Below are 24,512 nucleotides of genomic sequence, written 5' to 3'. Positions count from 1 at the left end.
CTCCCCGTAACCGATGTACGGGGAGGCGGCCCTGAAAAAACCGATGGAAGTCGGTTCGTGCGCTATGCGGAGCGACCCCGGCGGTTCCTCAACTCGGCGAGTCGCTCGTTGAGCAGTTCCTCCAACTCCGGGATCGACCGCCGCTCCAGCAGCATGTCCCAGTGTGTGCGGGGCGGCTTCGTCTCCTTGGGCTCAGGCGCCCCGCCGTCGACGATCTTCGACTCGCTGCCGTGCAAGCGGCATTCCCAGGTGGAGGGAACTTCCGCATCGTCGGAGAACGGCACCTCGAACTCGTGGTTCTTCGGGCACTTGTAGCGCACGGTACGTCGGGGGGCTAGGTCGTGATTGCGGTCGGTCTCGTAACTGACCGCACCCAACCGGCTTCCACGAAGAACACGGTCGGCCATGATGGGTCCTTTCGGTCGGCTCCCGCAGGAAAGCCAGGGTGATGCTCACCCTATGCAACGGCAGGGACCGTCGGTTGAATTCCCAACGACCCGCCGTTACGCAAAGTGAACCACGTCACCCAAGTCGAAAACTGCCTTTTCTCAGGGGAGACGCTGCATGCGGCACTGTGACGCGGCAACGATTCCCCTTCTCCTGGTATCACCCGTTCGGGCGAGGGGGCATTGCTGGTCATGCCAGCTGCAACTGCCCCTGACCGGACGCATCCGGCCCCACCTCGCCCAGACGGAAGTGCCGACGACAAAGTACCTGGTAACGGACCGTAGCTAACTCCGTCGACGAGCGTGTCGTGCTCGAGTTCACCTCACCGGTTGACCCGGAGGCCGAATTCGGTCCCGTGTCCGCCACGAACACCGTGTCCCCGGTGCGCAGAACGACACCGTCGGCCACGCGTGCGTTGAAACGTCCCGGCCTGCCACACCAGCAGAGCACCTCCACCTGCACCGGCTGCAGCTCGTCGGCCAGCTCGAACAACCGTTGGGCTCCCGGGAACAAGACGCTGCGGAAATCCGTCGCGATCCCGAAGCAATACACGTCGATACACGACTCGTCCGCGAGCTCCGTCAACTGCTCGACCTGCTCAGGCGACAGGAACTGTGCCTCGTCGACGATCAGGTAGTCGACGTGTCTACCCTGTTCCCAGGCCTGCCGGACCACCGCCCGCACGTCGGTATCGGCCTCCAACTCGACGGCCTGCCGCGTGATCCCAATACGACTGGTGATCTGGGCGTTCCCCGACCGGTCGTGGCGTACCAGCAACAGCCCCTGCCTGCCCTGGCGAGCCAGATTGTGGTCGATCTGCAATGCCAACGTCGACTTGCCACAGTCCATCGGACCGTAGGAGAACTTCACTCTGCCCGTCATCGGTAACTCGCGCCGCCGCACAGCACCCGGTACGGGGGAGAGGGCATCGGTCGGGTCGGTGTCGTCGTCATGCAGCGTCACGACGCAGCACCCTATCCGTACTTCCGCGCAGCGTTCGCACGACACCGAGTGAGAACCGCCGCGACGCGTCGGCCGCTACAGCACCGACGGCTCCGGGTTGCCCACCGCGGCGATCGCCCGTCGCACCGGTATCAGCGCCAACAGCACGAACCCGACCACGAAGAACACCAGCAGCGCGAGAATCGCGTACCGGAACGAACCGGTCGCTTGACCTACCGCCGCGAACACCAACGGCCCCAGCCAGGACGTGCCGCGCTCACCGATCTCGTACAGCGAGTAGTACTGAGCTTCCTTGCCCGGCGGGATCATCTGGCTGAACAGCGACCGTGACAAGGCGTTCGTCCCACCCAACACCAGGCCGATCCCCGCCGCCACGGCGTAGAACTGGAACTGCTGCCCCGCCTCGATGAAGTACGCCGACGTGATCACCACCATCCACACCACCAGGCTCGCCAGGATGGTCTTCTTCGCACCCCACCGTCGCGCCACCAGTCCGTGCAACATCCCGCCCGCGTACGCCACGAACTGGATCACCAGAATCGTCGCGATCAGTACCTCGTTGCCGAACTTCAGCTCCTCGGAGCCGTACTGCGCCGACACCGACACCACCGTCGAGATGCCGTCGGTGAACACCAGGTACGCACCCAGAAACGCCAACGTCAACGGGAACGCCTTCGCCGACCGCAACGTGTCCAGCAGCTCCGCGAACCCGGTCCGCACCAGCGACACCCCGGACTCGCGTCCGCGCGGCCGCTGCCGTTCCTTCAACCGGCGCAGAGAGATCAGCGTGAACAGTGCCCACCACACACCCGAGCTCAGGTAACAGATCCGTACCGCTAGTTCCTCGCTCACCCCGAGCGCGTCCCGGCTCAGATAGAACGCCAACTGCACTGCCAGCGCCACACCACCGCCGAGATAACCGAACGCCCATCCGCGCGACGACACCTCGTCGCGCTCGTCCGGCGTCGCGATGTCGGGCAGGAACGAGTAGTAGGTCACGACGGACACGCCGTAGCCGATGTTGCCCAGCATGTACAGCACCACGCCGAGCTCCCAGCGGTCACCGGAGACGAAGAACAGCAGTGCCGATGCCGCCGAGCCCAGGAACGCGAAGGCCCCCAGGATGCGTTTCTTGTACTGGCTGCGGTCGGCGATCGCGCCGGTGATCGGCAGGATGAGTACCTGGATCACGGTCGACGCCGCCAACAGGTAGCCCCACAACGACCCGGCGGGGAAGGTCAGCCCGAACAGGCTGATGTCGCAGTTCACCAGGTTGTTGTCGACACCCCGGTCGTCCACGCACGGAGTCGGCCCGTTGCGTTCCGGGTGCGCCTTCGCGTCCTGCGCTGCCACCGAACTCATGTACAGCGCACCGAACACGGTGATCACTGACGTGTAGAACGTGGAGTTCGCCCAGTCGAAGAAGTACCAACCCCATTGTTCGCGCCTGCGCTGACGGGCGTCGGTCGCGGGCGACGGGCCACTGCCAACGGTGCTCATCCGGGCTCCTCGCTCGGTGATCGTTCCAGGTGAGCGGAGACTACTCGGACGCCGGACGGGAGGGTGCAGCGACCGGCTTCTCGCAACGTGGCCGTCATCCGCGCATCACCGGCAGGTCACCGTACGTCGGTGAGCCGGAAGGCGGGGGACCGCGGCGGTACGCGTGGAGTGGTGGCCTTCCCACTTCCCGGTGACCCGACAGTGGTCGACACCGTCCTGTCCGCCGTTCCGGGGTGTCTTTCCGGGTACCCGGGCTCATGGCTGATTGGACGAGCATGTTCCGCTTGGAGACGCCGATTCTCGAACTCGTGGTCCGAGGGGTCGTCATCTATCTGATGCTGCTGCTGTTGATACGGGTCTTCGGACAGAGAGAAGCCGGCGGCCTCGGAATCACCGATGTGCTGATCATCGTGTTGCTCGCGCAGGCCGTCGGTGGAGGGCTTGCCGGTGATTCCCAGAGCATCACCGACGCCGCGGTGCTCGTCACCACCATTCTGCTGTGCAGCGTGGCCGTGGACGCGGCCGCGTATCGGTTCCCCTGGTTCTCGGTGGTGACCAAGGCCCGGCCACGGGCTCTGATCCGGGAGGGAAAACTCAACCACCGGGTGTTGCAGCGGGAGTTCATGGCCACTGAGGAGGTGCTCAGCCAGTTGCGGCTGCACGGCATCGAGGACATCGGTGAGGTCAGGTACGCCTACCTGGAACCCAACGGCATGATCAGCGTTCTCCCCGCGCAAGGGGGCATCCAGGACGCCCCACCCGCGCCCCCGCGTGGTTGATGTCCGTGCGCGTGGTTCCTCCGGCCGGGACCACGTGGGGCGACGTCGATGTTTCATCCGTACCGTCCATCGTGGAGTCACCGCTGTGTGCCGTGGCATGGAGAACCGGCCGTGACATCCTGTGCCTCCACAGAGATGGAGCCCGTGGTACGTCTGGAGTCCCGCGGCGGTGGTCGGCCTAGACCGAACAATTAGGCGTTTCCGTACCCCGTGCAGAACTCGCGTTAGGCCGAAAACCGAGCGTCTTCGGCTGCTACGGTTGCCCAGTGGAACAGGCCTGGGGAGACGGTGTACGACAGCACGACACTCCGTCCGGCGACGACACGGTGGACACCACGAGCGAACGGTCCCGCCGCCCGTTCTGGCGGCGCTGGTGCGAGTCCACTCGGCTGGTACGTCGCCGTCGCGGTACTCGTAGTGGGTTCGTCCCTGCTCGGCGCGGCACTCGGCGAGTTGCTGCCACACCGTGGGCGCCCACCACTGAGGCGCTGGGATCGACGACTCGGCACGCTCGCGCTCGCGGTGCTAGTCCTCATCGGTCCAGCGAGTTGGCTCGCCACGGCCGGACAAGACCCGGTGACCGTCGTCGACGACGGAACGGTCGACCACACATTGCCGAGCGACCCGTCCGCGCCGGGTCCGTTCTCCAGCACCGAACTCACCTACGGCAGCGGCACCGACCCACGCCCCGCCTATGGCGACGAGGCCGACCTCATCACAGAGACCGTGGACGCGTCGCGGACCATCCAGGGTTGGGATGAGGACCGACGCGCTTTGTGGGGCTTCGCCATCGAGGAACTGCCGCTCAACGCACGGGTGTGGTACCCACACGGCGACGGGCCTTTCCCACTAGTGTTGCTGGTGCACGGCAACAAAAGCAACGCCACTCACTCCGAGGACGGTTTCCGCTACCTCGGCGAGCAGCTCGCCGGCCACGGTGTCATCGCGGTGTCAGTAGACCAGAACTTCCTCAACACCGGGGTACTCGACCGGGACGGTGGTCTTCGCGGTGTCGAGGAGGCACGCGGCCGGCTATTGCTGGAACACCTGCGAACGTGGAAAGCGTGGAACGAACAAGAGGGCACGCCGTTCACGGGCAAGGTCGATCTCGTCAATGTCGGGCTGCTCGGCCATTCCCGTGGCGGTGAAGCTATCGTCACCGCCACTCACCTGGCACAGCGAGACGGCCTTTCGGGGATGACGATCCGTTCACTGCTCGCGCTCGCGCCCTCCGAAGGACAGTATCGGTCCGACGACGGGCTGATCACCCTGCGGAACGTCGATTACCTTGTCCTGCAGGGCTCGCACGACGCCGATGTCGTCGGTTTCGGTGGACTGAACCAGTACGCACGCACCACATTCGACGGAGACGAGTACCGGTTCGCCGCCGCGCTCGCCGTCGAACGAGCCAACCACGGACAGTTCAACAGTCGCTGGGGCCGTCACGACATCGGCTACGGCCTGCCCGCGATGTTGCTCGACGACGACGCGTTGTTGTCCGCCGAGGACCAAAGGCGCGTCGCGAAGCTGTATTCCACCGCGTTCTTCACCGGCACCCTCCTGGGGAACGAGGACATGCTGGAGTTGTTCCGCGACTACCGGGTGGCCGAGCCGTGGCTGCCGGAGACCAACTATGTCAGTCGGTTCACCGACTCCACCACCGTGGTCGCCGACGACGGCACTGTTCGCGCCGAAGGGGGCAGCGACTTCACGACCACGCCTCTGCCCCTGCGTAGCGGCCCCGGACAGGACACCGTGCACCGGTTGACGTGGGAGGGGGGACAGACTCCGACCGTGACGACACCGGTGAGATCCGAAGGCCAGATCGAGGCCGTGGTGTTCGACGCCGTCGCGACCACCCCTGGCACCGACCTCGCCGACAGTGTCACCGTGCGACTGGTGGACGAAGCGGGAGAGTCGGTGAGCGTGTCGCTGGCCGACCGTCTGCCGCTGAAAGGCTCGGTGCCGGGCCAGTATCTCGTAGCACCGTGGTTGCAGAGCACGGCACTGAACGAACCGGTGCCGCAGACCTACCGCATCCCGCTCGAGGACGTCGGTGGTGATACCGCGTTCGATGCGGCCGAACTCGCCACCGTGACACTGGAGTTCGACGGGGCCACCGGCGGCACGGTACTGCTGGACGACATCGGAGTGGCGGGCGAGCCCACCTCTACTTCGCGACCGTGAGGAGGACGGCACTGTCCTCCAGCGCCTCGAGACTGTGGCGTTCCTGGGGGATCGCGATGAAATCCCCCGTGCGCCCGTCCCACTCGGCACCTCCGGAGTGCAGTCGCACGCGCCCACGGAGCACGATCAGCGTCGCCTCGCCGGGATTCTCGTGTTCGGTCAAGTGGGTCCCGGCGGTCAACGCGATGACCGTCTGCCGAAGGACGTGTTCGTGACCGCCGTAGACGGTGCTCGCGCTCCGGCCTGAACTGGCGTTGACCGCGCGTTCCAAGTGGTTCTTGGCGAGTGCTTCCAACGAGAGTTTCTGCATCGTCTCCTCACGATCTTCCGCCACGCTCGAGGGCGCATGTAGATCCGGTGTCAGCGGCGGCCACCGGTATCCGATTCAGGGCGTTTCGGGTTCCCTCGGTCGGTGCCGGTGGACATCGCACCGGATCTCGGTGGCCTGCTCAATGGGTGGCTTCGTCCAGCCACTCCGCGAGGACAGCGGCCTGGCTGTGCTCGATGTCGCGACTGGCGGTCAACAGGGTCACACCGCCGTGGTCGGCGATGTCCCGGAGCCGAGCGGCGTGCTCGGCGTGCTCGTCGTCACGCAGTTCCGCGAGGTAGCGTCGGCGGAATTCGGCGAACTTCTCGGGATCGTGGCCGTACCACTTACGCAGTTCGGTGGAGGGCGCGACGTCGCGGAGCCACTCGTCGTAGTGGGCGTTCTCCTTCTTCACACCCCGTGGCCACACCCGGTCGACCAGGACCCGAGTCCCGTCCGAGGGATCGGGATCGTCGTAAATCCGACGGTACGTAATGCGCTTGGCCTGCCTAGCCATCGGACTGCTCCCCGGTTCGGCGCCACGACACCTTTTCCGTCGGTCTTCCCGGCCTTGCCAGGAGGTAAACGGGAACGTCCCGATATGGCGGACCGACCCGGACGTCCATTCGGCGCGAGTCAGTCCGTGTTTTTCGCATCCTTTCCGCTCCGCGCCGTCACGAGCGTTCGGGCGCGGTCTCCCGGTCGACCTCCCAGCACTGCACGCCCCGGACGTCGGGCATCCGGTCACGGGTGAACACCGGTTCCAGACCCGCTCGGCGCTGCTGCTGGTAATCCTTGAGCAACCGTATGGTCAGCGCTCCGAGCGGTGCGACGGCGAGCAGGTTCACCACCGCCATCACTCCCATGGTGACGTCGGCGATACCCCATACGAGCTCCAGGGAACTGACCGCGCCCAGGAACAGCATGCCGAGCACCACGATCCGGAAGATCGGCACCGCCCGGTCGTCGCCGATGAGGAATCGCAGGTTGGCTTCGCCGTAGTAGAAGTTGCCCAGCACCGAGGTGAAGGCGAGCAGGAACACGATGAAAGTCAACAGGTGCAGCGACCAGGTACCGAGATTGGTTTCCATAGCGTTCTGGGTCACCGTCGCGCCTGCTGCTTCGCCGTAGGTCGGGTCCGAGACGAGGATGATGAACGCCGTGACGGAGCACACGACCAAGGTGTCGAAGTAGACGCCGAGAGCCTGAGCCAGTCCCTGCTTGACCGGGTGGCTCACAGCGGCCGTTGCCCCCGCGTTGGGCGCGGAACCCATACCCGCCTCGTTGGAGAAAAGGCCGCGTTGGATTCCTTGCATGATCGTGGTTCCCACGGCGGCGCCACCAATCTGTTCGAAGCCGAACGCCGAACCGATGATGTCGGAGAACACGGCGGGTAGCTTCTCCAGGTTCATGCCGACGATCACCAGGCCCAGCAGCAGGTAGATCAGTGCCATGAAGGGGACGGTTCTCTCCGCCACCGTCGCGATGCGCCGTACCCCACCGAACACCACGACGGCCACCAGGGCGACAAGTGCCAGGCCGATCGCCGGGGCCAGCCATCCCGCGGGCTGGGCAGCGCCGGTGACCGTGGTGACCGAGTTCGACACGACCTCGGCGATGCTGTTGGCCTGGACCATGTTGAAGCTGAAGCTGAACGTGAAGAGGATGACGACCGCGAACACCACGCCCATCCAGCGGGCGTTCAACCCGTGCTGCATGTAGTAGGCGGGCCCTCCTCGGTAACCCGCGCGGTCCTTCACCTTGAACAGCTGGGCCAGAGTGGACTCCGCGAACGCCAGGGAACTGACGAGGATCGCCATGATCCACATCCACAGCACGGCGCCGGGGCCTCCGATGGCGATCGCGAGAGCCACACCCGCGATGTTGCCGGTGCCGATGCGAGCGGCGGCCGAGATGGAGAACGCTTGGAAAGACGAGATGGCGCGTTTGCCGTCCTGGGCACGCTCCGGTGCGCTGCGCAGGCCACGGACCATCTCGGGGATCATCCGGAACTGCATGCCGCTCGTCCGCACCGTGAAGTACAGGCCGAGCAACGCCAACAGTGGGATGACGAGATAGGTCCAGAACCCGTCGTTCACTTCGCTGACGGCGTCCATCAGCGAGTCCATACCGGCGCTCCTCCCGCATTCGGGTATGGGTCAGCGCGACAGTGTACGCAGCGGAAGCGGTTCTGGAAGGGCCGTTGACCCGCCTTGAGGCGGGTCAACGGCCGACGATTCCCTTGGCGACACCGAGCTCCACAAGGTCCTGTGGACGCAAGCGTAGCTGGTCAGCGGTGGTGGGGATCGCGTCGTCCGGTCGTTTGAGGATGGACGCCGCGGCCTCCGGAGATGTGACCGAAAAGTAACTATCCGAAGTCACCCACAGGCGATCCGCCGCCGCGAAGGCGAGCGCACCCCCGGAACCACCCTCTCCGATCAGCAGCGTGGTCACGGGAACCTGCATCGAGGCCAACGCCTCGAACAGTTCGGAGATTGCCGGGCCCACCGCCGAGCGCTCGGCGTCACCGTCGTTGGCGGCACCCGGTGTGTCCACCAACGTCAGCACGGGGATGCCGAGACGATCGGCCAACCGCACCAACCGTGCGGCCGTACGAAACCCCGCCGGCCGTGTCGCGGTGCCTTTCTGCGCCGCGTAGGCCACACATCCGTCGGCACGCCAGCCGAAGCCGCATTCCACGCCGTCGTCCGTTCCGCCGCAGCGATCGCCCCGGATCTCCTCACGCCAGTCGAAGTAGTCGTCCACGTACGCGCCGGCGCGAGGCCGGTTCGCGTCCCGTGCTCGCGTGACCGCGGTCCATCCCGTCTCGGGTAGCGAGAGGTCGGCGCCGAGCGCACGCGGCGGAGGGGGAGCGTGGGCCGCCGGGGTCGTCAACAGCCGCAGCCAACGTTCCAGCGATTCCTGTAACCGGGACCGCTCCACGACCTGGTCGATCTGACCGGCCTCGACGTGGGCCTCGACGGTGTAGGCGTGAGGATCGCCGGGTGGTCGTACGCGCGAACCGGCGAACCCCACTTGCCTCTCCGGCAGAGCGAGCACCACGTCGGCTCCGGCGCCCAGCGTCGCCCAACCACCACCCGTGGTAGGGCCGCACAACACCGCGATCTGCGGTAGCCCGGCCTTCCTGGTGAGTGCCGACGCGCGGGCCAGCCGCTGGAGCTGGACGAGTGCGCGCATACCCTCCTGCATGCGGCTGCCACCGGTGGCGATCAACGACACCACCGGCAGACGTGAGGAACGAGCGTGCTGGAAGGCCGACTCGATCCTGCGTCCCGTGCTCTCGCCGATCGAACCGCCCAGGAAACCGAACTCGAAGGCGATGAGCACGGCCTCGGTGTCGCCGACCGTGCCCACACCACACACCACAGACTCGCGCTCACCGGTGCGATCGGCGGCGGCCGTGCGAGCGTCGCCGTAGCCATGCCAGCCGATCGGACCGTCCACAGCAGAGACCCCGACGTCGCCCGGAAGCTCGGCGAACGTGGTCGTGAGCGACGTCAGGAGTTCCCGAGCCGACTCAGCCATGGAGCGCCCGTTTCATGACTTTGCCCATGTCATTGCGTGGCAGGGCGTCGAGATAGCGCACCACTCGGGGCCGCTTGTGCGGGGTGAGCAGGCGCGCGACGTGGTCGGCCAGCTCGCGTTCGGTCGGCCGAGTTCCGCGCGGCACCACCCACGCCACGATCCGCTCGCCGAGGTCGTCGTCCTGCTCGCCCGTCACCGCGACCTCGGCGACTCCCGGATGTTCCAGGAGCGCGTTCTCGATCTCCCCGGCGCCGATCTTGTAGCCGCCGCTTTTGATGATGTCGGTGGCCTTGCGTCCCACGATCCGTACATACCCGTCGGATTCGCGGACAGCCATGTCGCCGGTGCGGAACCACCCATCGTGGAACGCCTCCGCCGTGGCATCCGGGCGATTCAGATACTCACTGAACAGGTTCGGGCCTCGCACCTCGATCTCGCCGACGGTCTCGCCGTCCCAGACCTCGATGGGGTTGCCGTGCTCATCCACGAGCCGCAGCTCGACGTTACGCAACGGCAGGCCCACGGTGCCCGGCCTGCGCTCTCCGTCAGCGCGGACGCTGGTGTTCATAAGGGTTTCGGTCATGCCGTAACGTTCGACGACACGCTGCCCGGTCGCCGCGGCGATACGTTCGTGGTCGTGCACGGGCAACGCCGCCGAACCCGACACCAGCAGGCGGGCTCCACGCAGCACGGCCGCCAGCTCAGGATTGCGCTCCACCTCGTCCGCGAGCCGGTGATACATCGTGGGAACGCCGAACATCATGGTGGCTCCGTCGGCCAACTCCGCCGCGACGGCTTCGGGGGAGAACCGGCCGGCGTGGCGCACGCTGCCGCCCATGTACAGCGGTCCCAACGTGCCGAGGATCAGCCCGTGCACGTGGAACAGCGGCAGGCCGTGGACGAGCACGTCGTCGGACGTCCACTGCCAGGCGTCGGCGAGGGCGTCCATCGTGCTGGTGATGGCTCGCCGGGGCAGCACCACGCCCTTCGGCGCACCGGTGGTGCCGGAGGTGTAGATGATCAGCGCTGGTGCTTCCGCGTCCGGCTCCTCGGGCAGGGACGTGTCCGTCCCGTCGAGCGGGACCTCCTCACGGGGCACGGAGTCCAGACCGGACGGCAGTGTGACACCGGGCTCGGTGAGCACGAGCGCGGGAGAGCTGTCGGAGACGATGTGCGCCAGCTCGCGCTCCCCGATCCTGGGGTTGATCGGCACGGCGGGCACTCCGGCCAGCAGGGCCGCGACCGTGGCCACGGCGGTCTCCGGGCTCGGCGTGGCCCACACGGCGACCCGAGGCGACTCACCCGGCAGAGCCCGCAGTCGGTGGGCCAGCGAGCCCGCCACAGCGCGGAGTTCGCCGTAGGTCAGGGCGCGATCACCGAACCGGAGAGCGGGTTCGGACTGCGCTGTGTTCAGAGCGGGGAAGAGCACACTCACACGATCTCCTCGTTTTCGAACATCGTCGGCAACCGTCGTCTGAACCGGCTGCCGATCACCCGAATCCGGGTACGACCAGTATCAACCACACCACCGCGGGCGCTGCCGCGACGATGACGCCTCCGTAAGCCATGAGTTGCCGGAAGAAACGGTCCCGGTCCACTCCTTGAGCGTTCGCGAGCACGAGTGCACCGTTGGTGGAGAAGGGACTCACATCCACCACTGTGGACGATATGGCCAACGCGGCGACCATCGCGATCGGTCCGACGGTGCCTTCCAACAGGAACGGAACCGCCAGTGGAATGAGGGCACCCATGATGCCCACCGACGAGGCGAACGCGGACACGATCGCGCCGATATAGCAGATGAACAGCGCGGCCAGCAACGGAATGCCCACAGTGGACACAGCATTGCCCGCGTAGTCGATCGTCCCCATCTCCTGCAGCACACCGACGTAGGTGAGAAGGCCGCAGATGAGGAGCACGGTCGGCCAGGTGATCTGTCCGATGGCTTGCTTGCTCGTCTCGGGCCAGAAGACACCCAGCGCCACGGCGAGGGTGATAGCGGTCAGCCCGACGTCGAGGCCGAATCCGAGCGCGCACACCACCAGCGCGACCAGGGCGACGAGGGTGGCGACGCGGGGCGGGGTGAGCCGGGAGGAGTCGTCAGCGGTGTCGGGCATGCCCATCGGGGCGGTGGCGCCAGGTCCATCGCTCACGCTGCTCCCGCCGCTGCCACCGCTCCCGCTGCCGGCGGTGGTCAACTGGCGTGTCGCCATGGCTGTCGTGGAGAGTCGGAGACCTCCGCACACCACGAACACGATCGCGGCGATGATCAGGTTCGCGGCGACGCTCGCGAGGAACAACACCACTTCGCTGCCCGGCAGCCCCTCACGCTCCACGATTCCGTTGACGATCGTGCCGTAGACGCTGATGGGGGAGAACCCGCCTGCCTGCGCGCCGTGGACGACCATCGTTCCCATCAGCAGCGGACTGATGCCGTGTTCCGCTGCGAGGCCCAGTGCCAGCGGTGCGACGATGGCCACGGCGGCGGGACTGACGGCACCGATGGCCGTGAGTGCTCCGGTGAGTACGAACATCACCCAGGGCAGGAGCGCGAGTCGCCCACCCACCAGCCGGACGGCCGCTCGCACCAGCCAGTCGGTGGTGCCGTTGGCTTTGGCGATGGCGAACAGGTACGTGACTCCGACGAGCACCACGAACAGGTCACCGGGGAAGCCCGCGAAGATCGCATCGGCGTCCATGTCGGCGACGAGTGTTCCCACACCGAACGCGGCCGCGAAGGCGATCGCCCCCATGTTGATCGATCGTGTGGTGGAGACGAGGAACACCAGCGCGAGAACGAGGATCGCGACGAGCTGTGGGGACATACGTGCGCTCCCGTCGTTGGGACTGCCCTCGTGCACTGGCCGGGTGGCCGAGTGGCTGAACCACTTTTGCTTTCCCTCGCCGCACTTGTCAAGGGGCGACTGGTTTACTGGCTCAGCCAGTTTTCGTTGTTAGGCTCCGTGGACGACCGAGTGGGAAACCGTGTGACCAGCGAGGGAAGTGGACGTGTCCGACGCATTGCGTCCGATGTCGCGGCCGAGGCTGTACGAGCAGGTGATCGACCGATTGCGCGAATACGTCGCCGAGGAGCGGCTGCGCGCGGGCGACAGGTTGCCCGCGGAGCGGGAACTGGCACAGCGGCTCGGTGTGAGTAGGGCGTCGGTCAAGCAGGCCATCGTGGTGTTGGAGGTGCAGGGGCTGGTCGAGACCCGTCACGGGGGCGGCAGCTATCTGGTGCGCGACACCCTCGACGCCGAACCGGTGGACCAGCTCGTTGCTCGCCGCCGACGGTTGCCGGACGTATTGGAGGCGCGGGAGGCGATCGAGGCCAAACTCGCCGAACTCGCCGCCGAACGGCGTACGCGGGAGGACCTCGACGAGCTCGAGTCCGCGTTGAGCCACATGCGTGCCGAGGTCGAGGCGGGCGGTTACGGCACCGAGGGTGACCGCCGGTTCCATGCGGCAGTGACGGCCGCGGCTCGGAGCGCGCTGCTCGCCGAGTTCATGCGGTCCATCGCTGAGCAGGTCAGCGAGAGTCGTACCGAGTCGTTGCGTCAACCGGGCAGGCCGAACCGTTCGCTGCGACAGCATCAGGCGATCTTCGATGCGATCAGTCTCGGTGATTCCGCGCGAGCGGCCGCCGCGATGCGACGTCACGTGCGCACGGTGGCCAAGGTTCGGCTGCTCGACTGGAACCCGGAAACGGAGGAGTGAGAACCGGGCGGGAGGGCGAGGGGCTCCTGGTACCGCCTACCTCACCCGCAGGACACTCACCGCGAACTGGGAGTCGTCGGTGAACGGGTCGAGCTCCCAGGTGGAGAACCGGTGTTCGAGAGTCAGTCCGGCAGCGGCGATGTCCGTGTCGAACTTCTCGTAGGGATACGTCTCCTCGTGACGGAAGCCGATCACGATCCGCCCACCGGGGCGCACGCAGCCGGACAGGTTCTGCAGTACGGCGCGCTCGGTGCCCGAAGCGAGGAACACCATCACGTTCCCCGGCATCACGGCGAGGTCGAACGGCTCTTGCTCTCCTATCGCGGCCAGGTCGACGGTCGCCAGGTCGCCGACCACCCACCGCGGCCCCGGATGATCCTGCTCGGCGGCTTCGATCAGGGCCGGGTCGACATCGACGCCCACCACGGTGTGCCCTCGCCGGTGCAACGCTCCGCCCACCCGACCGGGCCCGCAACCGGCGTCGAGGATGCGTGAACCCGGAGGGACCATCGCGTCGATCAGGCGGGCCTCGCCTTCCAGGTCTGCGCCCTGGCGGGCCATCGTCCGGAACCGTTCGATGTACCACTGGGAGTGGCCTGGCTTGGTGTCGGTGAACCATCGGGGGCGCTGTGTCATGCCGCCATCCTGCATCAGTCGTCGAACACGTTTGTGTCCCGGCTGGTTCAGCGGACCGGGAATCGGCGTTCGAGCAGGATGGTGTCGCGCCAGACGCCGTTCAGGCGGGGCGATGCGGTTAGACGGCTTCCAGGACGAAGAACAAAAAGCACAGAAAGGCCGGTTTATCCGAGAGTTCGTCGGGGAACCGCTGGCGGGCACCCGGTGCCGGGGGCGGTTCGCTGATGACAGCTGTGCGGAATCCGGCGGCGGTGAAGGCGTCGGTCATCGCGTGCAGCGGCCGGTGCCAGTAGGTGAGTACGGCGTTTTGTCCGTTGAAGGTGTATTCCTCGGACCACTGGCAGGTCGCGAAATAGTCGGCGTCGGGATGGACTAGCTTGAAGATGAGGGGATGGTTGACGGAGACGATCAGTCGGCCGCCGGGTCGCAGCACGCGCCGCAACTCGGCCAGTGGCGCGGTCCAATCCCGAAGGTAGTGCAGCACTAGGGACGCGACGACATCGTCGAACGCACTGTCGGGATAGGGCAGCGGCCCGCCCAGGTCGGCGACGCGTAGGTCGGCTTCGGCGCCGAGTCGCCGCCGGGCCAACTCCACCATTTTCGCACTGGAGTCGAAGCCGGTCACGATGGCGCCCCGCTCGCGCAGCGCGGCGACCAGGGGGCCGGAACCGCAGCCGACATCGAGGATCCGCCGCCCGGCCACGTCCCCGGCCAGATTCATGATCGCGGGCCGCGCGTAGTAGGCGTTGATGAGGCTGTCCTCGTTCTCGGCTGTGTACGCCTCGGCGAAGGTGTCGTAGTCGTTGGCCGGTTCGGTGCGGGCCCCGTCGGCGGGCCTGGCGGAGTTTTCGGAGACGGAAGACATGCGCCCAGCCTGGCACGCCTGGCTTGTTTGCAACCCGGTATTGCGCCTGTTTGGCCACAGTCTGATGCAAAAACCCGTTCGTCTTGGTCGCAGGCATCCATCGCTCGCGCATCGGCGAACCACCGACTGCCGAGTCCGCAATGCCGGCGGAGCCTGGGGCCGTTACTCACCACACAGGGTGAAGGGACCTAAGCGTGAAGAAACCTCGCAACGTAAGGCGGTTCTCATCGCCGGTTCGAGGTTGTTCACCGGCATCCCGTGTCGGTGGCGTTGTGGAGTCGGCGCAGTTCGGTGAGGCGGCTTCGGGCGTAATCGGGTTCTGCGGCCCATCCATTTGCTGCTTCCCAAGCCGCCGAGGCTGCTTGTGCCAGGTGCCGGGGACCAGTGATGAGGTCATGAGCCGGCAGGTCGACAAGGTCGAGCGCGGTGTGGTCGACACGTGCTTCGTCCCAGTCGAGGAAACCAACTCGGCCCTGGTTGATCCGGAGGTTGTGCGCGGAAAGGTCACCATGGACCACCGCGGTGGGGTTACCGGCCAGCGCTCGCCATACCTGACGACAGGCGCAAACAGCGTATTTCGGCATCGGGTAATCAGCGGTGAGCTCGTGTAGGCATAGCACCTGTCGCGCTACTTCCGCCCAGTCGCCGTCGGTGGTGGGTGGATGGCCGTCCAACCAGGAGCGCGCTCCATGCGTGCGTGGGATTGCCTATGAGAAGGCGCACAGTCAATGCAAAAGATCAGACCACCGTGCACTGCATGAACGCTAATTCAAAGCCCCTCGCACGCGCCAGAAAAGCTGGGCTCGCTGGAGTCGCACGGAACCCATTGGCCTGTTCCCAGGTCGATCATCATAGATGCTGTCATAGCCGAAATCATCGTCGAAGGACCAGTCGATGGTTTCGAAAGGAGGGCCATTCTCTGTGCCATCGCTTCGAACCACAACCGTTTCTTCCATGTCGTCGTAGGCCACTTTTACGACAATCTCCCATTTGCACCAACAACTCTCTGTGGTGGCAACGAACTCAAAAGGAAGCATTTCCCCTTCCTCTGCATGCCTTGCCTGCGTATCGAGGAACGGGCGTGTAGTCTTACCGCTCCCGTCCGGGGCCCATTCGGTCTTATAGGGACGAGTATCATCACTGTCAAGGTCGACCGAAACGACGTCAACAGGCCCTCCACCTTGCACGGAAAGCATGATCAGAGTCCCGCCGGGGGAACAGGGTCTCGTTCCAAGACATTAACGTGCATATCAACTATGCGAACCTTATGGCGTCGGTTTCCGACGAGATCCACACGGTGCCGTGAAGCGCTACTTTCCTCTTAGAGGCCAACACGCTTGCCGCCCGCTTCGCGCATGATGTTATCGATAGATCGATCAATTTCGTCCCAATTATCGCGAGTGCGCGAGTATGCGAGTGTGTTATGGGTTTCCTCCAGGGACTCTACCTCTTCGCGAGATATCCCGTTGGGGAAATACCAGGTCCAGCCATCTAACCCGTCATTCCATGATTCACGCACTTCTGCAATCAGGGCAGGCCTCTCGGCGAGCTCGATATCGCGTAACTTATCATTCACCGGATTGGTAAAAAATGACGCGATAATTGCCACGATACTCACGATCAAGCTAGCGGCGGCTAGCCATGGCCATCGCTTCCGCTTCGCCTCCACTCGCGGCGCCTGCGTCCTCGGTCGACCTGCGACATGCGGCTTTCGAGAGCGAAACTCTCGCCTCCTGCCTCGTGTCCGAGGCCCCATGGATAGGCAGCCCTCCTCAAGCTCCGAGGTGGCGATGCCGCCCAGATCAGGTGCGCCGCTTCATGGACCCGACCAACTCGCTGAGTGGATCCCAAGCATCGACACGACTGCCTGAACTATCGCTGTAAGCGAGTACAAAAAAGTTAATCCCATTTACATCAAGCGTCAATAAGGCACTGCCGACACTCCGGTGTATGACGACGATGAGATGCTGGAGTCACGCTCACCGATGCCTTAGTCTCGGCAACGCTCGACAGGGTCACCGTGGTCGGCACTGGTGTTGGACTGATGACGACCGGATGCTCCACGTGGTCCCGGCCAGATGGATTTGCCTGCCTGTATAGGCTCGATGCGAGGGAATGCGACGTGTCCTATCCCTGCCTTTTCCACGTGCCACCACCAGTTGCAGGTGTCACGGGCACGACGAAGTGATCAGTCCTCATGTGGCAGCGGTTCGATCATGCGTACACGCGAGATGCCGCCCTGGTTGACGCAGTCTTGGGCTAGGTCATGCACGTGTCAGCGGAAGTCCAGACCAGGTTTACGGCATTCACGGTCGTTTCGACTCGCGTGAAGCGGTACAAGGGGACCGATACATCATCGAATCCATGTTGTCCAGTGTCAGGATCGTGAATGGTTGCCCGCCGGTCCAGTCAATTCCCGCTCGCACCTGATACTCGTCGTTGTCGATCGCCTCCCCGGTAACCCGTACCAGGGCCATAAGGTCCGCAATCGCGCGTTCAACGGCGGCGGAGTCGACCTGCTCGCCATCGCAGCGACGTCCTCGGGAAAGTCCGTCTGCGGCAGGCCCTTCAGCGGTGGCAGCTCGGACTTCCCATCGAGGTCGTTGGCCTCGGCCACGCCATCGCTCACTGTGGCGTAGAAGCTCGTCAGTCAACGGGCCCTCTGCCGTGCCCTGGTTGGTCAGCCGGGTCTACCTCCGGATCCCACTTCGGCGACCACGCGGTCGATGCGTTCGGCGAGTTCGAGGTCGGGTTCGGTCACAACCCCCTCGCGGCCCGTGTTCAGCGTGAACGTCACGCTGTCACCGTCCTGATCGACCCGCACGTGGTCGTTGGTCTTGCGCGCCTCGGTCTGCACCCCGTTGACCAGGGGAATGTGGCGGTCCTGGGGTAGCACGACCGTGCGTCGGATGCCGCTGTGGTCCCCGGTCCACTCCGGCAACCGGCGCAAGGCCTGTTCGACGTCGGCGTCGGACAGTTCGGTGGGAACACCGGGGTCGACACTGCGCGCCCGATGAGGCGGCTCACCCGCAGGCTCCAGCACCGCCAGAAGGTCGGAATGCAGCTCCCCACGCAGTTCGTCGACCAACCCCGGATCTTCCGTGCGCAGCGAATCGATGACCGCCTGGCCGACATAGCGGGCGTGTTCGGGGGTGCTGTCGAGCCTGTGGGCGATCTCGATCAACAGCGCGTTACTGTCACGGATCTCGGTCTCGCCCGGCACCTCCATCGTCTGCTCCAACGAACCGGGAAGGTGTTCGGCCAATTGTGTCCGAGCATCCGGTGTCACGCAATGGGCGAGGGTGGTCAGCACGGCCTCCACTGCCTCGCGGGCGTTCTCGCTGTTGTCGAGCAGTGTGCGGTCCTGTACGGACTCGACGAGGTTCTGGTATTTCATCGTGTCCTCCCTTGACGGCTCGCGTGAGCGATACCCGCCCCCTGCCCGGGTAATGCGCTCGGGAACGCGATGGTCGTCCTGAGGCTGCTGGGGTTACCAGTGTCTCCGTAATCCGTCGAACAGCGCACGGATGGCGAACGTCGGGTCGAAATCAGGGTCGGGCAGCGTGCACTGGTGTATCAGTAGGCCGTCCAACAGTGACCGTAGAACCGCGAAATCACGTTCGGGATGAGGGGAGCCCAGTTGTTCGAGCCAGGTCGCGCCCCAGGTCAGTAGCGTGTTCCTGCGCGACTCCACCTGGCGAAGCAGATGCTCGTGGTGTGCGGCCTCCAGGAAGATCGCGTGCCGGGCGAGGGTGGAGATCCGCGCGGCGGCGGCCAGTTCCACCACGAACTGCACCACGGCGTCGACGAATCCGTCCAAGGTCAACTCGGTGTTGCTCAGGTCCGCAGAGAACAGGCCCCACGCCTGTTCGTCCTGTGTGACGAGCCGGTCGAGAACGCCCGCCACGAGCGCGTCGCGGTTGCGGAAGTAGTTGGAGGTAGAGCCCTCGGATAGACGAGCTTCGGCGTCGACGGCCCGATGGGTGAGTTGTCGTATTCCCCGCGTGCCGAGAATGCGAACCGCGGCGTCGAGTACCTGGTCCCTGCGCGTGGTCACACCCGAACACTACACCCGTAGTCAGTGGCACTACGGGCGTAGTAGTGTCGGGTGATGGATGCACGGATCATCGGTGGGGGCATCGGAGGATTGGCCGCCGCGGTCGGGCTGACCCGGGCCGGCTGGCGGGTGACGGTCGATGAGCGGGCGGCCGCGTTGTCGAACGACGGCACGGGGCTGGGCATGTGGCCACAGGCGGTCTCGGCGTTGGAGAGGCTCGGATCGGTCGAGGAACTACGCCGACGAGGTGCGCCACAGGAGCCGGGATCGATCCTGCGGCCCGACGGGCGTCGGCTCGTCACCATCGACACCGAACGTATCCGGCGCCGTACCGGGGAGACGGTGTACGTCGTGGCACGGCCACAACTGCTCGACCTGCTCTTCCGGGCGTTGCCCGAGGGCACGGTGCGCTTCGGTCGGCCGGGCCCCGACCCCTTCGAATGCGACGCGGACGTGGTGATCGGTGCGGACGGCGCTCACAGCGCTGTGCGAGAACGGCTGTTCGGTCCCACCCACGGCCTACGTCCCACAGGGCACACGGTGTGGCGCGGGGTGGTCTCGGCCAGCGTGGACCAAGCCGGTGAAGTATGGGGGCCCGCGGCCAAGTTCGGTTACTCGCCGCTGCGGGACGGTCGCACCAACTTCTACGCAGTCCTGCCGATCCCGGCCGGACGGGGCAGCCCGGACGTGGAACGAGAACTGCTGTGGGAGCGGTTCGGCCGGTGGGCCGAGCCCGTACCGAGCGTGCTGCGGCACGCCGATCTGACGCGGACACTGCGGCATTCACTGACCTATCTCGCCTCGGCACTGCCCCGGTATGCCATCGGACGCACGGCACTGCTCGGCGACGCCGCGCACACCATGACCCCCGACCTGGGGCAGGGTGCGTGTCAGACGCTGCTCGACGGGCTGGTTCTGGCCCGGTGCCTGGCGAACGTGTCGTCCCGGTCGGCTGCGACGGAAACCAACCCAGCGCATCGCGACGGCTGTCCGCTGGCTGGGACGGATCAGCGTCCTACGGCATGGCACGGGTGTCCGCGACGCGGTGGTGAGGACGGCGGCGACGCTGATCGGGTAGTGCCTGGCACCGGATTGGTCTGGACCAGGTCAGTGCCGGTCCAGACCCGCCGCGGCTTCGGCGAGATCGGCGGCCAGCGAGAACGACAGCGCGGCATCACGCTGGATGCTGTTGCGACGCTCCCAATAGCCACGTGTGGTGGATGCGTGAGCGTGGCCGGCCCACTCCTGTACCTCCTGCAGCGGTTTGGCTTTGTCCAACAGGTTGGTGATGGCCGTGGCACGAAGCACGTGCGGGGTGACCTTCTGCGGTTGTGGCAGGCGGGCGTGGCGGGCGAGCCGTCGGGTGATGCTGATGAGCTGGTGCCGGTCGCGGCGCTGACCTGTGCGCGGGTGGATCAACACCGGACCGTGGTCACGGGCGCCGAGATAGGCGTCGAGGTGCCGGGCGGCGGCATCGCTGAGCCTGCGACGCACCCACCTGCCGCCCTTGCGTTCCACCGACAACACGGGAGGAACCTGTGAACGGTCGAGGTTCTCGATATCGAGCGAGACCACTTCGGACTCCCGTAGCCCTTGCACGAACAGCAACTCGAACACCAGGTGGTCCTCGGCGCTGTCGCACGCCTCCGCCAACGCGGCGACCTCGGACAACTCGAGCACCCGAGTCGCGCCGGGCGGGCGGCCGTTGGTGGACGTGCCCAGCGGTGGGGCATGAGTGGGTAGGTGTACCGGGTTGTCCACGTCGATCCGGTGCACACGGCGGGCATGTTCGAACAGCGACGACAACGCGGACAGGTAACGGCGCTGAGTCCGTGCCGACCAGCTTCTGCTCTTGGCGTACAACGACCAGGCGGTCACCGTGTCGAACGTGAGGCCGGTCAACAGTTCGGCCGGGCGCCGGCCGGTACTGGAGGTGAACCATTCCGCGATCCGCAGGATGTCGTCGGCGTAGCCGCGTTTGGTGTCCAGGGAGCGCCGCTGGTAGCTGGACAACCAGTGCAGCACCACACCGAAGGTCACCCGGTCCAAGGATTGGGACAGCGCCTCCAGTCGTTCGGCACCGATATCGGTGATCAGCTGGTGCCGGACGGCCTCTTCCACGGCGTGGATGGGCAGGGAACGCGTCGGTAGGGCGAAGCGGACGGGTTCCACTGCCGCATCACCGTGCGAGCTGCCCTCATGGTCGGGGGCCGTCGTCGTCATGTTCCTCCTCGACTCGCCGTGGCCGGCACGGGATCGATCTTGCCAGGGCGCGATCCGATCGGGCCGGGTGAGGAGGTGTCGGGTCCGGGAAAGCACCGCGACTCCGGCTGCGGAGGGGTCCGCAGGCACCAGTAGGTGTTGCGCGACGACGAGCTCGGAACGGTCCGAGCGACTCACCCGCGGGGGTATGGGCGGCCGGATTACCGGAGAATCGCTCTGACTGGCCGGTCGGAGAGTCCGCTCACTCGTCGGGCTGCTCGGTTTTCGCCGCTGCCCGCTCGTCGAGCCGCATGCGCTGTGGGACGACGACGTACTCCGGGTCCTCCGCACTCGCCACGCCGGCTTCGAAGACGGCGAGCCTTTGGAGGAGGCTCCCGCCGAGCAGGGCCAGCCCGGAGAGCGCCGCGGCGGCGCGGCTCCGCCCGCCCGCGAGCAGGGACCCGGCAGCCCCCGCGGCGGTGAGGCGATGCGACCAGGCCCGGAGCCGACCGGGACGGCCACGCTCGTACGCGCGCCCGACGAAGCCGAGGTGGCGATCCATGAGTTTCGAGGCGAGCAGTTCGAGTCCCGCTCCCGTGACGGCGAACGTACGCCCGGGCCCGGCCTCGGCAACCGGTGTGAGGATCTGGGCGAGACCGCCGGCGCTGGCCGCGGCCGAACCGGTGAAGACGAAAGGAAGGTGACGATGCGCCCCGTGCCACGCGGGTACCGCCGTCTGAGACACCAACACGGCGGTGTAGGACGCGAGGGCGGGAGCCATGAGCGCCGCGGACAGTCCCGCGGGACGGGCCGTGCGCAGCAACAGCCGCCCTAACAGCGTTCGACGTAGCCGCTTCGGCATCAGTTCGGCCACCGCGGCGAGACCCGCGCCCGGCCCGAACGCGACGAGGACCCAGGTTCCCATGCTCATCGGGGACGTGGGTTTGGCTACCCGGAGCATGTGGTGGAAGCGTTCCGGCCGACCGAGGTCGACGATGAGCAGATACGTGCTCAGTCCCAGGTTGGTGAGCGAGCTCAGGCGGCCGAATCGCCGCAACGCGGGACGTGAGGTGAGATCCGCTCCCGCCGCCAGCACGGCCGACCCGGCTGCCAGGCCACCGGTGAAGAAATAGGCCGGGATCTTGTGGTCCCACACCGGTGGCTTGATGACGGGACGACCGTAGTAGGACCGGAACTCGGCGCGGGGCACGGTCTCCGGTTCACGACTGCCGTCATCGTCGCGCCGCTTGCGGCCTCCCCTGAACATGCGAGCACGGAAATCGGCGGCGTCCACGTCACTGCGTGGCTCGCGCAACAGTCGGTCCTGGTCGGTCATCCGCGATCACGCCTTATGAACGCCGACACGGCCGCGGCGAGGAAAGCCGAAGCCGCCAACCCCGCGTATCTCCACATGCTCGGCAGGTCTCGCGTCGGTACCACGGGATCCGGCGGCAATCCGTACACTTCCGGTTCGTCGAGCAGCAGGAAGAACGCGGCGTCCCCGCCCACTCCGTCCTCCGGGTCGTGTCCGTACAGCCTCGCCTCGGTGACACCGAGGTCGTGTAGTTCGTTCACGCGCTGCTCGGCACGCTCCCGCAACTCATCCAGCGGTCCGAACTGGATCGAGTCCGTCGGACACGCCTTGGCACACGCGGGTTCGAGACCGTCCCGCAAACGGTCGTAGCAGAGCGTGCATTTCCAAGCCCGGCCGTCACCCTCACGTCTGTCGATGACGCCGTAGGGGCAGGCCGACACGCAGTAGCCGCACCCGTTGCAGATGTCCTCCTGCACCACCACCGTGCTGAACTCGGTGCGGAACAGCGCTCCCGTGGGGCACACGTCGAGGCAGCCCGCGTGAGTGCAGTGTTTACACACGTCCGAACTCATCAGCCACCGGAAGTCGGTGCGGCTTTCGGCTCCTGTGCCGGCACCGGGTAGGTCGAAGGACGGCAGACCCAGGTCGACAGGCTTGGTCCCCAACTGTCCACCGCCGTGCTCGGTCTGCCGTAGGGCGGATTCGACGACGTCGGCGGAGGCCTGGCTGCCTGACGGGCCGGTCGGTAGCCCGATCAGACCGGTGTCCTGCTCTCCGAGCGGGAGTTCCTGCTCGATGAACGCGACGTGGCGCCAGGAGTTGGCACCCAGCATGCCGGTGTTGTCGAACGACATACCAAGCAGATTGAACCCGTCGTCCGGCACCAGGTTCCATTCCTTGCACGCCACCTCGCACGCCTTACAGCCGATGCAGATGGACGTGTCGGTGAAGAAACCGACCCGTGGTTGCTGCTCCGTGTGGCCCGCGTCGGCGGCAGGATCGTCGAGCGGGCCGTACAAACTGTTCTCGGAGATCATCGCCCCTCCGATGCGCCGGACGATGTGTCACGCGGCTCTGTGTGGGCCACGTCGAGGTCCCCCGTGGTGGCGATCTTGGTGCCTGTCTCGATGGTGACCCCGGCACGGCGGCGGTACCCGGCCACGTAGTCCACCAGCGCCCGTCCCCGGGGCCGACGGCCTGGCCTGATGTCGCACGTGGCGACCTTGCTTTCCTGGATGAACACGTTGGGATCGAGCACGACCCCGAACAGATCGTTCACCACATCGCCCGTCACCAGGCCGAGCTGACCCCAGTGGTAGGGCATCCACACCTGGTGGACTACTCGGTCGTGTATTCGCAAGGGAGCCATCCGGTCGGTGACGACCACGCGTGCCTCGATCGCGGTCCGACTGGTGATCACGTGGGCCCAGCCCCTGTGCTGGAGCCCGCGTTCGGCGGCCAACTCCGGTGACACCTCCACGAACAACTCCGGTTGCAGTTCGGACAGGTACGGCAACTGGCGACTCATCCCGCCCGCGGTGTGGTGCTCGGTCAGCCGTGCCGCGGTGAAGACGAACGGGAACACCTCGAAGTGCGCTTCCGGGGGCGCCGGGTTGGACGGGTTGTCCAAGCGGCCGTAGACCTGTCGGGTCGGGTTGCCCTGCTGGCCGTACAACATGTTGCGCACGGGTGATTCGTGTGGCTCGTAATGCGTGGGCAAAGGACCGTCCTCCAACCCGTTCGGTGCGAACAGCCAGCCCTTGCCGTCCGCCTGCATGATGAACGGGTCGTCGCCCCGTAGTGCCTCGGGTCCGACCGCGCCGTCGGGCGGGCGGTAGTCCGGCGGCTTATGCTTTTCGAAGTCCGGCTCGTCGTAGCCGGTCCATTCCCCGCGTTCGGCGTCCCACCACACCAGTGCCTTGCGTTCGCTCCACGGTCGGCCTTGGGGGTCGGCCGACGCGCGGTTGTACAGGACCCGCCGGTTCATCGGC

23 protein-coding genes and 1 pseudogene are annotated in these 24,512 nt (G+C 66.1%); 4 read left to right on the top strand and 20 right to left on the bottom strand.

From position 1 onward, the window contains the following. Positions 1–62: 62 nt before the first annotated feature. The 3 genes from M7H19_RS04920 to M7H19_RS04910 form a co-directional block, all read right to left on the bottom strand. Positions 63–407 carry an RNA polymerase-binding protein RbpA gene (locus M7H19_RS04920; RefSeq protein WP_298177581.1) on the bottom strand — a complete coding sequence of 115 codons (345 nt, stop codon included), beginning with the start codon at positions 405–407 and terminating at the stop codon, positions 63–65. A 229-nt stretch (positions 408–636) separates the two neighbouring features. Beyond that, positions 637–1,329, bottom strand: coding sequence for a thymidine kinase (locus M7H19_RS04915; protein ID WP_298177721.1), 693 nt, complete (start codon positions 1,327–1,329; stop codon positions 637–639). 156 nt (positions 1,330–1,485) lie between these two features. After that, positions 1,486–2,910 carry an MFS transporter gene (locus tag M7H19_RS04910; RefSeq protein WP_298177580.1) on the bottom strand — a complete coding sequence of 475 codons (1,425 nt, stop codon included), beginning with the start codon at positions 2,908–2,910 and terminating at the stop codon, positions 1,486–1,488. 257 nt (positions 2,911–3,167) lie between these two features. Here M7H19_RS04910 and M7H19_RS04905 point away from each other — a divergent pair, with 257 nt between their 5' ends. Together M7H19_RS04905 and M7H19_RS04900 are read left to right on the top strand one after the other, a co-directional pair. Then, positions 3,168–3,689: a YetF domain-containing protein gene (locus M7H19_RS04905; RefSeq protein WP_298177579.1), complete on the top strand. Its 522-nt coding sequence runs from the start codon at positions 3,168–3,170 to the stop codon at positions 3,687–3,689. 417 nt (positions 3,690–4,106) lie between these two features. Beyond that, positions 4,107–5,876 (top strand): alpha/beta hydrolase, encoded by a 1,770-nt coding sequence (locus M7H19_RS04900; RefSeq protein ID WP_298177577.1) that lies wholly within the window; start codon positions 4,107–4,109, stop codon positions 5,874–5,876. Here M7H19_RS04900 and M7H19_RS04895 read toward each other — a convergent pair. The 6 genes from M7H19_RS04895 to M7H19_RS04870 form a co-directional block, all read right to left on the bottom strand. Further along, entirely contained in the window at positions 5,860–6,186 is a 327-nt protein-coding gene (locus M7H19_RS04895) for a cupin domain-containing protein (RefSeq protein ID WP_298177565.1), read from the bottom strand. The two genes, M7H19_RS04900 and M7H19_RS04895, sit on opposite strands and share 17 nt — an antisense overlap. A gap of 139 nt (positions 6,187–6,325) precedes the next feature. Further along, positions 6,326–6,700: a DUF488 domain-containing protein gene (locus M7H19_RS04890; RefSeq protein WP_298177564.1), complete on the bottom strand. Its 375-nt coding sequence runs from the start codon at positions 6,698–6,700 to the stop codon at positions 6,326–6,328. A 157-nt stretch (positions 6,701–6,857) separates the two neighbouring features. Next, complete coding sequence (locus tag M7H19_RS04885; RefSeq protein WP_298177563.1) at positions 6,858–8,312, bottom strand: alanine/glycine:cation symporter family protein; 1,455 nt, start codon at positions 8,310–8,312, stop codon at positions 6,858–6,860. A 94-nt stretch (positions 8,313–8,406) separates the two neighbouring features. Further along, the gene (locus tag M7H19_RS04880) at positions 8,407–9,729 is read right to left on the bottom strand and encodes a carboxyl transferase domain-containing protein (protein WP_298177562.1); all 1,323 of its coding nucleotides are present in this window, start codon (positions 9,727–9,729) and stop codon (positions 8,407–8,409) included. Beyond that, positions 9,722–11,164, bottom strand: coding sequence for an acyl-CoA synthetase (locus tag M7H19_RS04875; RefSeq protein WP_298177561.1), 1,443 nt, complete (start codon positions 11,162–11,164; stop codon positions 9,722–9,724). The genes M7H19_RS04880 and M7H19_RS04875 overlap by 8 nt, the downstream gene beginning before the upstream one ends. Before the next feature lie 55 nt (positions 11,165–11,219). Next, positions 11,220–12,554, bottom strand: coding sequence for an SLC13 family permease (locus tag M7H19_RS04870; protein WP_298177560.1), 1,335 nt, complete (start codon positions 12,552–12,554; stop codon positions 11,220–11,222). A gap of 184 nt (positions 12,555–12,738) precedes the next feature. Here M7H19_RS04870 and M7H19_RS04865 point away from each other — a divergent pair, with 184 nt between their 5' ends. Continuing rightward, positions 12,739–13,446, top strand: a complete 708-nt coding sequence (locus M7H19_RS04865; RefSeq protein ID WP_298177558.1) for a FadR/GntR family transcriptional regulator — start codon at positions 12,739–12,741, stop codon at positions 13,444–13,446. Between the two features lie 36 nt (positions 13,447–13,482). Here the strand turns inward: M7H19_RS04865 and M7H19_RS04860 are convergent, their stop codons facing one another. The 7 genes from M7H19_RS04860 to M7H19_RS04830 form a co-directional block, all read right to left on the bottom strand. After that, positions 13,483–14,082, bottom strand: a complete 600-nt coding sequence (locus tag M7H19_RS04860; RefSeq protein WP_298177556.1) for a class I SAM-dependent methyltransferase — start codon at positions 14,080–14,082, stop codon at positions 13,483–13,485. A 118-nt stretch (positions 14,083–14,200) separates the two neighbouring features. Beyond that, entirely contained in the window at positions 14,201–14,947 is a 747-nt protein-coding gene (locus tag M7H19_RS04855; RefSeq protein WP_298177554.1) for a class I SAM-dependent methyltransferase, read from the bottom strand. Positions 14,948–15,192: 245 nt separating this feature from the next. Then, complete coding sequence (locus tag M7H19_RS04850) at positions 15,193–15,621, bottom strand: phosphotransferase (RefSeq protein WP_298177552.1); 429 nt, start codon at positions 15,619–15,621, stop codon at positions 15,193–15,195. Between the two features lie 90 nt (positions 15,622–15,711). Next, positions 15,712–16,143, bottom strand: a complete 432-nt coding sequence (locus M7H19_RS04845) for a hypothetical protein (protein WP_298177550.1) — start codon at positions 16,141–16,143, stop codon at positions 15,712–15,714. A gap of 125 nt (positions 16,144–16,268) precedes the next feature. After that, on the bottom strand, positions 16,269–16,565 hold the full coding sequence (locus tag M7H19_RS04840) for a hypothetical protein (RefSeq protein ID WP_298177548.1): 297 nt from the start codon (positions 16,563–16,565) through the stop codon (positions 16,269–16,271). Between the two features lie 1,062 nt (positions 16,566–17,627). Then, positions 17,628–18,344: a DUF2267 domain-containing protein gene (locus M7H19_RS04835; RefSeq protein ID WP_298177546.1), complete on the bottom strand. Its 717-nt coding sequence runs from the start codon at positions 18,342–18,344 to the stop codon at positions 17,628–17,630. A gap of 93 nt (positions 18,345–18,437) precedes the next feature. Further along, positions 18,438–19,004: a TetR family transcriptional regulator gene (locus tag M7H19_RS04830; RefSeq protein WP_298177544.1), complete on the bottom strand. Its 567-nt coding sequence runs from the start codon at positions 19,002–19,004 to the stop codon at positions 18,438–18,440. 54 nt (positions 19,005–19,058) lie between these two features. Between M7H19_RS04830 and M7H19_RS04825 the strand changes: the two are divergent. After that, positions 19,059–19,898 (top strand): annotated as a pseudogene (locus M7H19_RS04825) (FAD-dependent monooxygenase); the annotation flags it as partial. A 213-nt stretch (positions 19,899–20,111) separates the two neighbouring features. Here the strand turns inward: M7H19_RS04825 and M7H19_RS04820 are convergent. From M7H19_RS04820 to M7H19_RS04805, 4 genes are all read right to left on the bottom strand, one after another. Continuing rightward, on the bottom strand, positions 20,112–21,227 hold the full coding sequence (locus M7H19_RS04820) for a site-specific integrase (protein WP_298177542.1): 1,116 nt from the start codon (positions 21,225–21,227) through the stop codon (positions 20,112–20,114). A 241-nt stretch (positions 21,228–21,468) separates the two neighbouring features. Next, positions 21,469–22,542 (bottom strand): NrfD/PsrC family molybdoenzyme membrane anchor subunit, encoded by a 1,074-nt coding sequence (gene nrfD, locus M7H19_RS04815; RefSeq protein ID WP_298177541.1) that lies wholly within the window; start codon positions 22,540–22,542, stop codon positions 21,469–21,471. Then, positions 22,539–23,558, bottom strand: coding sequence for a 4Fe-4S dicluster domain-containing protein (locus M7H19_RS04810; RefSeq protein WP_298177538.1), 1,020 nt, complete (start codon positions 23,556–23,558; stop codon positions 22,539–22,541). The genes nrfD and M7H19_RS04810 overlap by 4 nt, the downstream gene beginning before the upstream one ends. Continuing rightward, positions 23,555–24,512 (bottom strand): molybdopterin dinucleotide binding domain-containing protein (locus M7H19_RS04805; RefSeq protein WP_298177536.1); only part of this gene is annotated, 958 nt, incomplete at its 5' end. The genes M7H19_RS04805 and M7H19_RS04810, both read right to left, overlap by 4 nt.

The organism is Saccharomonospora sp. (assembly GCF_027317685.1).
Classification (GTDB): Bacteria; Actinomycetota; Actinomycetes; order Mycobacteriales; family Pseudonocardiaceae; genus Saccharomonospora.
The sequence above is the reverse complement of the archived record's forward strand: the minus strand, read 5'-3'. Positions and strand labels throughout refer to the sequence as shown.